Source organism: Kitasatospora sp. NPDC101183, from assembly GCF_044767945.1.
Taxonomy (GTDB): Bacteria; Actinomycetota; Actinomycetes; order Streptomycetales; family Streptomycetaceae; genus Kitasatospora.
Genome location: NZ_JBIWOW010000003.1, coordinates 144,939 through 154,553, shown reverse-complemented (window position 1 = coordinate 154,553; position 9,615 = coordinate 144,939). Strand labels below are relative to the sequence as shown.

General features: G+C 70.8%; 9 protein-coding genes. 3 read left to right on the top strand and 6 right to left on the bottom strand.

Features of this window, described 5'->3' with window-relative positions; translation table 11 throughout:
* Positions 1 to 46 precede the first annotated feature (46 nt).
* The 5 genes from ACIRRS_RS04650 to ACIRRS_RS04630 all read right to left on the bottom strand — a co-directional run bounded on the left by ACIRRS_RS04650 (position 47) and on the right by ACIRRS_RS04630 (position 4,718).
* Positions 47 to 1,210 (bottom strand): FAD-binding oxidoreductase, encoded by a 1,164-nt coding sequence (locus ACIRRS_RS04650; RefSeq protein ID WP_402964967.1) that lies wholly within the window; start codon positions 1,208 to 1,210, stop codon positions 47 to 49.
* Between the two features lie 15 nt (positions 1,211 to 1,225).
* The gene (locus tag ACIRRS_RS04645) at positions 1,226 to 2,731 is read right to left on the bottom strand and encodes a phytoene desaturase family protein (protein ID WP_402964964.1); all 1,506 of its coding nucleotides are present in this window, start codon (positions 2,729 to 2,731) and stop codon (positions 1,226 to 1,228) included.
* 6 nt (positions 2,732 to 2,737) lie between these two features.
* Positions 2,738 to 3,355 carry a 2-hydroxychromene-2-carboxylate isomerase gene (locus ACIRRS_RS04640; RefSeq protein ID WP_402964961.1) on the bottom strand — a complete coding sequence of 206 codons (618 nt, stop codon included), beginning with the start codon at positions 3,353 to 3,355 and terminating at the stop codon, positions 2,738 to 2,740.
* 74 nt (positions 3,356 to 3,429) lie between these two features.
* On the bottom strand, positions 3,430 to 4,176 hold the full coding sequence (gene fabG, locus ACIRRS_RS04635; protein ID WP_402964959.1) for a 3-oxoacyl-[acyl-carrier-protein] reductase: 747 nt from the start codon (positions 4,174 to 4,176) through the stop codon (positions 3,430 to 3,432).
* Between the two features lie 290 nt (positions 4,177 to 4,466).
* Positions 4,467 to 4,718, bottom strand: coding sequence for an acyl carrier protein (locus tag ACIRRS_RS04630; RefSeq protein ID WP_402964956.1), 252 nt, complete (start codon positions 4,716 to 4,718; stop codon positions 4,467 to 4,469).
* A gap of 341 nt (positions 4,719 to 5,059) precedes the next feature.
* On the opposite strand from ACIRRS_RS04630, the gene ACIRRS_RS04625 reads away from it, so the two are divergent.
* Both ACIRRS_RS04625 and ACIRRS_RS04620 read left to right on the top strand, forming a co-directional pair.
* Positions 5,060 to 5,602 carry a hypothetical protein gene (locus tag ACIRRS_RS04625; RefSeq protein WP_402964953.1) on the top strand — a complete coding sequence of 181 codons (543 nt, stop codon included), beginning with the start codon at positions 5,060 to 5,062 and terminating at the stop codon, positions 5,600 to 5,602.
* A gap of 155 nt (positions 5,603 to 5,757) precedes the next feature.
* On the top strand, positions 5,758 to 6,942 hold the full coding sequence (locus tag ACIRRS_RS04620; protein ID WP_402964951.1) for an acyltransferase family protein: 1,185 nt from the start codon (positions 5,758 to 5,760) through the stop codon (positions 6,940 to 6,942).
* Positions 6,943 to 7,140: 198 nt separating this feature from the next.
* Here the strand turns inward: ACIRRS_RS04620 and ACIRRS_RS04615 are convergent, their stop codons facing one another.
* Positions 7,141 to 8,187 carry a transcriptional regulator gene (locus tag ACIRRS_RS04615; RefSeq protein WP_402964948.1) on the bottom strand — a complete coding sequence of 349 codons (1,047 nt, stop codon included), beginning with the start codon at positions 8,185 to 8,187 and terminating at the stop codon, positions 7,141 to 7,143.
* Positions 8,188 to 8,607: 420 nt separating this feature from the next.
* On the opposite strand from ACIRRS_RS04615, the gene ACIRRS_RS04610 reads away from it, so the two are divergent.
* A complete protein-coding gene (locus ACIRRS_RS04610; RefSeq protein WP_402964945.1) occupies positions 8,608 to 9,612 on the top strand; it encodes a TauD/TfdA family dioxygenase in 1,005 nt (334 codons plus the stop codon).
* Positions 9,613 to 9,615: the final 3 nt, after the last annotated feature.

Here is a 9,615-nt window from a genome sequence, read left to right as displayed (position 1 = left end):
CCGGCCGGTCCCCTCGGAAGCCCCTCAGAAGCCCTTCAAAAGCCCTTCAGAGTGCGATCTCCACATCCGTCACCGGGTAGGCCACGCAGCTGTGCACGTGCCCGAACCGCGCATCGGACAGCCGCAGCCGGGCCTCCTCGGCGTTGAAGACCTCGCCCGACAGCACCCGGACCCTGCACAGACTGCACTCGCCGGAACGGCAACCGACCTCGGGGCGTACGCCGTTGTCCTCCAGCGCGTCGAGCAGCGGCCGGCCGCGCGGGGTGAGGAACGACGGCCCGCCCTGGACGGTCACCCGGACCTCGCCCTCGGAGTCCCGTCCGGCCGGCCAGCCGGCCTGGGTGTGCGGGCGGGCGGGCGCCCCGTTCGCCTCCAGGCGTGTCCGCCGCCGCGGGTGCCCCAGCCCGGCCAACTCGGCCAGCGCGTAGGGGTACATCGCCTGCGGGCCGCACACGTAGACCATCCGGCCGGCCAGCGGGCCGGTCAGCGAGGTGATCGTCTCGCCGGTGAGCAGTCCGGTCGGCCCGTCCCAGCCGGGCCCGGGCTGCTGCACCACGAGGTCGAAGCGGACGCGGTCCGGATGCTCGGCGGCGATCCCGTCGAGGACCTCCCGGAAGATCACGTCGTCGGCCGAGCGGGAGCCGTACACCAGGTGCAGTCGGCGGGCCGGTCCGCGGTCCACGATGTCACGGATCATGCTCATGGCCGGGGCCACCCCTGACCCACCGGCCAGGAAGACCAGGTCCTCCCCGTGGAACAGCGGGTTGTGGTGGAAGGAGCCGAGCGGCCCGGAGGTCCGCACCGGGTCGCCGACCGCGAGCCGGTCGATCAGATGGTTGCTCACCCGGCCGCCGGGAACGCGGCGCACCGTCAGGTCGTAGGCGTCGAGCGCCGCCGGACTGGACGAGATCGCGAAAGGACGGCTGGTCGCCGTGCCGCCGACGGCCGCGTCGAGGGTGACGTACTGGCCGGCCTGGAAGGGCGGGAGGTCCGCTCCGTCCGCCCTGCGCAGCCGGAAGGTCTTCGCGGTGGCGGTCTCGGTGATCACCTCGGCCACCACCAGGTCCAGGGCGCTCGGGTGGTACCGGTCGACGAGCAGCTGCACGTCGCCGGCCGCGCCGTGGTCGACGCCCTCCTCCGCGCGGCGGTCGATCTCGGTCATGATGTCGAGCGCTCCGTCGAACAGCTCGGCCAGCGGATGCGCGGGCATCGTGTCTCCGTGGGTTCAGGCGGCGTTGCGCCGCAGCAGGTTGCGGGCCACCCGGGCGCCGGCCTCCAGGGTCGGCTGGAATCCGCCGACTCCGGCCCAGGCGCCGGCCAGGTGGAGACCGGGTACGGGCGTGGTCGAGTCGTCGTCCCGGAACAGCCAGCTCTCGGTGGCGTCCTGGTCGAAGCCGTAGATCGCACCGCCGGGGTGTCCGAGGTAGCGCATCACCGTGAGCGGGGTGGCGACGTCGACCTCCTCGATCGCGTCGCGCAGGCCGGGCGTGACCTTCTCCAGCAGGTCGATCAGCGTCTCGGCGTACGCGTACTTGGTACGCGCGTACTCCGCGGGCGCGACCTTCTCCCAGGGGTCCGCGTACTGCAGGGTCATCAGGCTGACGTGGCTGGCCCCGGCCGGCGCGAAGCCGATCGGGTGCACGTCGTAGGCGCTGGCGCAGATGCTCGGGGCCGGACGCAGGGAGCGCAGTCCGTCGATCACCTCGGCCTCGTCGAGCGTCGCGTTGACGAAGTGCGTACTGGTACCGAAGCCGAGTTCGGCAGGGGTCGCGTCCAGGCCCATGTGCAGCACGAAGGCCGACACGCCGATCCGCCGACTGCTCAGGTCGCGCACCACCGTGTCCGGCACGGCGGACCTGTCCAGCAGCCGGGTGTAGGTGGCGACGGAGGAGGCGTTGGAGACCACCTCCCGGGTGGTCAGCTCCTCACCCCCGGCCAGCCGCACGCCTCGCACCGCTCCGTCACGGGTCATGATCCGCTCGACCGAGGTGTGGAAGCGCACGTGGCCACCGGCGGCCAGGAAGGCGTCGAGCACCGCCGTCGACATGGCCTGGCTGCCACCGCGGACGTGGTAGGGCTTGAACTCGACGTAGGTGTACAGCAGGGTCGCCAGTTCCTGGAACGGCAGCCGTGACGGGGGTTGCCCGAGGTAGTACCAGTACGCGCCCAGTGCCGTCTTCACGCGCTCGTCGTCGAAGTACTCGTCCAGCACCGCCGTGACCGGCCGCAGGCCCTGCCGCAGCAGCGCCTCGCCGCCCCTGGTCACGGCCCGGCGCGCCCGCTCACCACTCGAGCGCTGGGCCATCACCTGCCACATGGCGACCTCGCGGCAGAGGCCGAAGAAGCGCTTGAGCCGGTCGAGGTTGCCGGGAAAGGCCTCGTCGAGCGCCTCCGCGGCGCCGGTCCAGTCGGCCGGGAGCGTCACGTCGAGGGCACCGGGTACGACCGCGCGGTAGAGGTCGCGCTCCTCGATGAACTCCAGTCGGTCCGCGACGCCGAGTTCGGCGAAGAGTGCGCGCAGCGAGTTGGGCTGGCCCTCCCGGCCGACGCCGGAGAGCTGGTGCAGGGCGGTCTCGAACTCGAAGCGGCCCCGGACGAAGGAGGTGCCGCACCCCCCGGGCACGTTGTGCCGCTCGACCAGCAGGGTGCGGGCACCGCCGCGCTGGAGCGTGGCGGCGGCGGTGAGGCCGGCGTTGCCCGCCCCGATGACGATCACGTCGTAGTCGTTCACGCGTCGTCAGCCCTGTCCGGAACGGACCGCGGCGACGAAGCCGGGAAGGCGGTCGATGCCCCAGAACTTCTCGGAGCCGTCGATGAAGTACGGCACCCCGAAGACCCCGTCGCGGCACACCTCGGTGAGCGCGGCCACACCCCTGCGCCTCAATCCGCCGTCCTGGTGCGCGAGGGCCAGGACGTCCTCGTCGAGGCCGAGTTGACGCGCCACCCCCGCCACCACCTCCGGGTCCGAGATGTCCTCACCCCGGCCCCAGCGAGCCTGGGAGATCAGGTCGATGTACCGGCGCCCGTGGCCGAGCTCCTCGGCCCTCAGGTATGCCAGGTGAGGGACGTCCCAGTCGGGGTCGCGGTCCACCGGCCACTGCATCTCCAGACCGCGTTCCTGGCACAGCCTGCGGGTGTCCTGCAGGATGTACATGTGCTTCTCGCGGGTCATCGGCACGTAGGCCAACTCCAGCTCGGACGCCTTCAGTTGGCGTCTGATCTGCTCTCCCGGCTCCCAGTAGGGCGACCAGTCGATCCGCTCGGCCACGTCGGTGTAACGGGTGACCAGATCCCGGAAGGCCATCCACGAGTACGGGCTGCGCAGCGAGAAGTACCAGCGGGGCCGCGTGGCCATGACCGTCTCCAAAGAGCGAGGGGACATTCGGAAATGGTGCGGCCGGCCCACCGGGTGGGCCGGCCGGGGAGGGATCAGATGGTGATGCCGCCGTCGATCTGCAGGACGGCGCCGGTGATGTACGCGGCCCGGTCGGAGGCGAGGTACGCGACCAGGTCGGCGACCTCCTCCGGCTGCCCCATCCGCCGCAGCGGAACGGAGGCGAGCGCCTCCTTGCGGGTCTTGCCTTCGAGCACCGCGGTCATGTCCGTCTCGATGAAGCCAGGGGCCACGGTGTTGACCCGGATCCCGTAGCGGCCGACCTCCTTGGCCAGCGACCGGGAGAAGGCGATGATGCCCGCCTTCGAGGCCGCGTAGTTCGTCTGGCCGGCGTGACCGTACACGCCGGCGACCGAGGAGAGGTTGACGATCGAGCCGGACTTGCGCTTCATCATCTCGAAGACGACGGAGCGGCAGAGGTGGTAGACGCCGTCCAGGTTGACGTCCATGACCTGGTGCCAGTCCTGGTCCCCCATCATGACCAGCGGGTTGTCCCGGGTGATCCCCGCCGCGGTGACCACGGTGTCGATCGGGCCGAGTTCCTGCTCGGTCTCGCGGACCAGGGCCTTGACGGACTCCATGTCCGACACGTCGGTGCGCCGGGCCAGGATCCGCGCCCCGCCCTCGGCCGCCTCCTTCGCGACGGCGTCGGCCGCCTCCTGGTTCGACTGGTAGCAGAAGGCGACGTCGTACCCGTCCTCGGCCAGGCGCAGCACGGTCGCCCGGCCGATACCACGCGATCCGCCGGTGACCAGGGCAACCCGGTTCTTGTTCTCCGCCATGGATTCCTCCGTTGGTCCGGGCCGCTGCTGCGCGGCGGCGTGCGTCCTGACGTCCGTAGCTTCGTGATCAGCAGGTCCTGCCCGACACGGCGTACCGACCTGCCGTGCTGTCGGCTCGTCGCGCCGGTGCCCCGCGACGCCCTCGCCCCGGAGGCCGAGGACCGCTGCGACGGTCCGGCGCGGGTGGGCCACGCCGACCGGCCGGTCGCCGGGTCAGGCGGATCGCCCGACGGCCACAGCGGTCCCCGTTCGGCGACGATCGCACTGCGGCGATCGGCCGTCCGCTCCGGCTACCAGCCCGCCGATTCCGCGACGACCTCGTACACACCCTTGAGGTGGACCATGCGGGCGAGCTCGGCCTGGTCGATGACGACGCCGAACCGCTTCTCCAGCGCGGCCAGGATCTCGATGGCGCGCAGCGAGTCCGCGTCGTGCTCCTCCTTGAAGAGGCTGGTCTCGGTGACCTCGTCCTCCTCGATCTCGAGAATGTCGCAGACGATTTCCTTGATTTCCGCGAAACGCTCGTCGTAGCTGTCGCCCATGGGGACCAGACTCCTGTCGTCCAGGTTATTCCCGCCAATTCCTGGCATGGCGGATTGATCGTCAGTGAATCCGAGTCGACGGCACCGGGCAATAACAGGTGCAGCAAACTGCCATGTCATCCGGCGTCGCGGACCGGGGCCGCCCCGCCGCGGCAGCAGGCTGTCGGGCCGCCCCGGGAGACGGACCGCGGTCTCCCGGCGGCGGGTCTAATCGAGGATGCCGGCCCGTCCGGAGCTTCCGCCGCCCTCCCCCCGGAGGACTCCATGTCCCCCGCGGGGGTGACCATCAGACACTGCCTCAGGCCGATCCCCGGCGCCCGCCGGGCAAGGAAGATAGCCCCATGCGAATGAAGATGCTCCACCCGTCCCCGACGGTCGGCAACACCGCGCGGCCGGTCCCCCCGTGGGCCGTCCGCGCGGCCAGGTTCATACCCCTGGCCGTCCTGCCGTCGTGCATCTGGCGCCTGCCGTTCGCGTTCGACTTCGACATGGGCCAGGTCTACGAAGTCCACAAGACGTGGCACTGGTGGGTGATCCTCTACGTCTTCGGGCTGAGCGTCCTCTCGGAGGGGCTCGCCTACACCTCCTTCGGCATGGTGGCCCGATGGGGCGAGGTGGTTCCTTCCTGGATTCCGTTCATCGGCGGCCGGCGCGTTCCCCCGCTCGCGGCGATCATCCCGGCCACCTTGGGCGCCCTGGGGCTGATCGCGCTGTGGGGCCAACTGCCGTTGGGCTTCCTCCACGTCTTCGGGTTCACCACTGTCGAGTACTCCAACGGCTGGTGGGAGGCCCTCGCGGTGACGGCCACTCTCCCGCTGACCCTGTGGGGCCCGCTCCTCCTGGCTCTGACGTACGCGTACTACAAGCGCCGCCGGAATGAGTGACATGTAGTGCCGGCTGTATCGGCGGTCTTCCGGTGCCGGACGCGGAAACGGGCAACTACCTGCCAGTGAGCCATTCTCGGCCAATTCCGCGTGATAGATGTTCCGACGCATCGAACAACCGACCACCGAAAGCCGATTCGAAAGAGGTAGCCGGAATGACCAACGCGACAGCCGCAGGAGGTGCCGGGGCCGCAAGATCCCGCCACCTCCCGCTCGACGGGGTTCGCTTCATTCCGATGTTCCTGATCTTCCTGTCCCATGTGGCACTGACCGTCCCGTTCGCCTCGCTCAGCTTCACGAAGTCCTATTTCAAGTACTTCGGCGGCGTGGGGCAGATCGGCGTCTCGTTCTTCTTCGTTCTCAGCGGTTTCGTGCTGGCCTGGACCGCCCGCCGGAAGGACACCGTCCTCGCGTTCCTGCGGCGACGGATCGTCAGGATCTACCCGATCCACGTGGTCACGCTGCTGCTGGCGCTCGCGGTCTTCGGCACTGCGATGACCACCCTCGACTCGTCGCTGGCCAACCTCGCGCTGATCCAGTCCTGGTCCTCCGAGCCCCGGTGGTTCAACAGCCTCAACGCGCCGAGCTGGTCACTGAGCCCCCTCCTCTTCTTCTACGTGGCCTTCCCGCTGCTGCACAGGCTCCTCCACCGGCTCCGGCCGCAGTTCCTGTGGTGGTGCGCCGGCGCGATGGTGGCCCTGGTGATCGCGCTGCCGGCCGTGGTGCGCGCGCTGGTTCCGGCGGACCCGGCCGCCCCGCCCTTCTTCCGGGCGACGTCGATGAAGGCCTTCTGGCTGGTCGAGATCTTCCCCCCGAGCCGGCTGCCCGAGTTCGCCCTGGGCATGGTGCTGGCCTACCTCGTCAAGTCCGGCCGGTGGATCCGCATTCCGCTCCCGGCGGCCCTGCTCCTGGCTCCCATCGGCTACGTGGTCTCGCTGAACGTGCCCAAGGAGTACCAGATGTCGGCAGCGATGATCATCCCCTGGGCGGTGATCGTGCCGGCCATCGCGGCGTCCGACAGCAAGTTCGGTGAGACCCTGCTCGGCAACCGGATGATGGTCTGGCTCTCGAAGCAGGGCCTGGCCTTCATGCTCGTCCAGTACCCGGTCATGATCTTCTTCGACAAGCAGTTCGGGATCACCGAGACCTACACCGTCACCGAGGGGATGGGCCTGGCCGCGCTGGACCTGGTCACCTCGATCGCCCTCGCCTGGATCCTGACCACGTGCATCGACTGGCTGATCGCCCGGCTCCCCAGCAGTCCCCGCCCCCAGCCCGTGGAGACTCCCGCCGAGCGCACCGGCGACCGGGAGGCGCTCACGGACCGGACGACGGCCTGACCGGACGAGGCGACGGCGCCACCGCACCCGGCGCCCGGCCCTCCCACCTCGCTCCGGGCCCGGATCGGGCCCGGAGCCGCCGGCTGCACCCGTACGCCCTGCTCGACCGTCCGTTGACGGGCTCAGGACCGACGGAACGCCGTGAGGGCTGCTCACGCCGTCAGGCGCGAGCAGCCCTCACGGCTGTCCTACGGCAGGTCACGACCGGCCGACACGGCCATCGGCGGCGAGCGCGCCGGGCGGCACCGACGGGAGGGAGTGCGGGTCCACGGGGCCCGCCCCGGGGTCCTGCAGCCGGCTGTCCAGCTCCTGGGCGAACTCCAGCCAGCTCTCCGCGCACCACCGTGCGAGGTCCACCACCAGGGCGCCGCAGTGCGCCGGCACCGCCGCGGTCAGCTCGGACCGCTCCTGGCTGCCGATCGCGTTCTGCCGCAGCAGGCGCAGCAGCTCACGGCCCTCCTCCTTGTGGCGCAGCGCCGGGTCGCGCAGCAGCTTCTGCAGCACCGCGGCGGGGTCCGAGTGCACCAGGCGCACCCGGCGGGCGGCCCTTCCACGGGGGTGCCGAGCCGGGGGCACCGTGCCCGCCCCCGCGTCCCGCGCCCCGCCCGCCACCGGCGGCTCGCCGGCCGCGATCCGCCGCCGCACGTCGCTGACCGTCGCCGGCGAGATGCCGGCCAGCCGGGCGACCTCGCGCAGCGACGCCTCCGGCCGCTCGGCGAGCACCTCGGCCGCTCGGCGCCGGCCCGCACCGCTGTCCAGCGGGCGGACCTTGCCGTCGCGGCCGACCCGCGCCCGGAGCTGCGGCTGCTCGGCCACGCGGCACCGGATGGCCGCGACGGTCTTGGCGCCCAGCCCGGCGGACCGCGCGATCGCGCGGTCCGACATGTGCGGATGGGACGCCACGATCCGCTCGGCCGCCGTCCGGCGGTCCGCCTGCGACAGGGGCAGGCCGTGCGCGACGTTCGCCTCCACCGCCTTCAGGAAGGCCTCGTCGGCGGTGCCGTCGAAGAACTCCGCCTCGATGCTCCGCTCCCCCTTGCCGGCGGCGGCCAGCACCCGGTGGGTACCGTCGATCACCCGCATGGTGCTCCGCTCGACCAGGATGGGCGGGAGCGGCCCTTCGAGTCCGGCCAGCAGGGCGATGTGCTCCGCGTCGCTGCCCTCGGTGCGGGGCGACCCTCCAAGGACCAGTGAGGAGATCGGGATCTCGACACCGGCGGCCCGTTCTGCCGCAGCCTGACTCAAAGTAACCCCCGCTGTAGAGCGCCTCGGAGGCCGACTCCAACACGTGGTGCACGCCCGTACAAGGCATCTGTCCGCTTGTCGCCTTCATCGCCGGAAGGCCCCTGGTCCACCGGGTTGCCGTGCACCCGCGGCCCGCTCCGAATTCCGGCCCAATTCCCGCCCCATTCCGGCCCGGGCGGTGTTCCGCGAGGGGCCTTTCGGAACTCGTCGGGGCTACCTGTGCTCCGCGCGGCGAAATCGTTCAACTGCCGCGGCGCGCCGGTTGAGCAGCCCAGGCCGCGGCATTCCCCGACGGCCCTGGGAACCGCGGCGGCGAAATGTTCAGATCCCACCGCACTTGAACGCCTTCACCGCGGCGCTTCCGCTCTCCTATCGTTGACCCGATCGCCGGATCCGGCCGACCTGAAAGGAAATGAATCCATGTCAGAAATTCTGAACTGGCAGCTTGTTGACGGAAAGCCCGCCATGACGCGGGTCACCGGCCTCACCGACATGGAGCAGGTCGGCACCTGGGTGGAGGGGGTTCGTCCGCAGCTGAACGCGGCGCTCCGGGAGCACGGTGCGATCTTCCTGCGCGGCCTGCCGATGGCCACCGTCGAGGACTTCGCGCAGGTCCGCGACCTGCTGATCAGCGCGCGGACGCCGTACCGGGAGAAGGCCACCCCGCGCAGCCGGCTCGGCGACGACGTCTTCTCCTCGACGGACCTCCCGGCCTCGCAGTCGATCCGCATGCACAACGAGAACAGCTACACGCTGACCTTCCCCGGTCTGCTGCTGTTCGGCTGCCTGACCGCGCCCGCCGAGGGCGGGGCGACGCCCGTCTCGGACTGCCGGAAGGTCCTGGAGGCGCTTCCCGCCCAGGTGGTCGAGAAGATCCGGGCGGGCGGCTGGCGGCTCTCGCGCAGCTTCTCCGAGCACATCTCCACCGACTGGCAGACCGCGTTCGCCACCGACGACGTCGACGAGGTCGAGCGCTACTGCGCGGAGAACCTCATCGGCTGCCGCTGGCAGGAGGACGGCACGCTGCGGACCGGCCAGATCCGCCCGGGCATCATCATCCACCCGTCCACCGGCGAGGAGGTGTGGTTCAACCACATGCTCTTCTGGAACGAGTGGGCCCTGGACGAGGACCTGCGGGAGGCCCTGGTCGACGAGTTCGGCAGCGACGGCCTTCCGTTCAACACCGGATTCGGTGACGGGTCCCCCTTGACCAACGAGGACCTCCAGGCCATTCAGGCGGCCTACGACGCGGCGACCGTCCGGGAGACCTGGCAGCCGGGCGACGTGATGCTGGTCGACAACATCCTGACCTCGCACGGCCGGGACCCGTTCCGCGGCGACCGGAAGATCGTGGTGGCCATGGGCGACCCGGTCGAGCTCTCGGAGTGCCGGCCGACCGTCGAGCCCTCGCCCGCGTTCGCCTGACCC

What these genes read in the sequence shown, in the direction of transcription:
- ACIRRS_RS04625 (WP_402964953.1), top strand. Translation starts at nt 5,060, where the DNA reads ATGCGAATGAAGATGCTCCACCCGTCCCCGACGGTCGGCAACACCGCG.
- ACIRRS_RS04640 (WP_402964961.1), bottom strand. Translation starts at nt 3,355, where the DNA reads ATGGCCACGCGGCCCCGCTGGTACTTCTCGCTGCGCAGCCCGTACTCG.
- ACIRRS_RS04620 (WP_402964951.1), top strand. Translation starts at nt 5,758, where the DNA reads ATGACCAACGCGACAGCCGCAGGAGGTGCCGGGGCCGCAAGATCCCGC.
- ACIRRS_RS04610 (WP_402964945.1), top strand. Translation starts at nt 8,608, where the DNA reads ATGTCAGAAATTCTGAACTGGCAGCTTGTTGACGGAAAGCCCGCCATG.
- ACIRRS_RS04650 (WP_402964967.1), bottom strand. Translation starts at nt 1,210, where the DNA reads ATGCCCGCGCATCCGCTGGCCGAGCTGTTCGACGGAGCGCTCGACATC.
- ACIRRS_RS04630 (WP_402964956.1), bottom strand. Translation starts at nt 4,718, where the DNA reads ATGGGCGACAGCTACGACGAGCGTTTCGCGGAAATCAAGGAAATCGTC.
- fabG (WP_402964959.1), bottom strand. Translation starts at nt 4,176, where the DNA reads ATGGCGGAGAACAAGAACCGGGTTGCCCTGGTCACCGGCGGATCGCGT.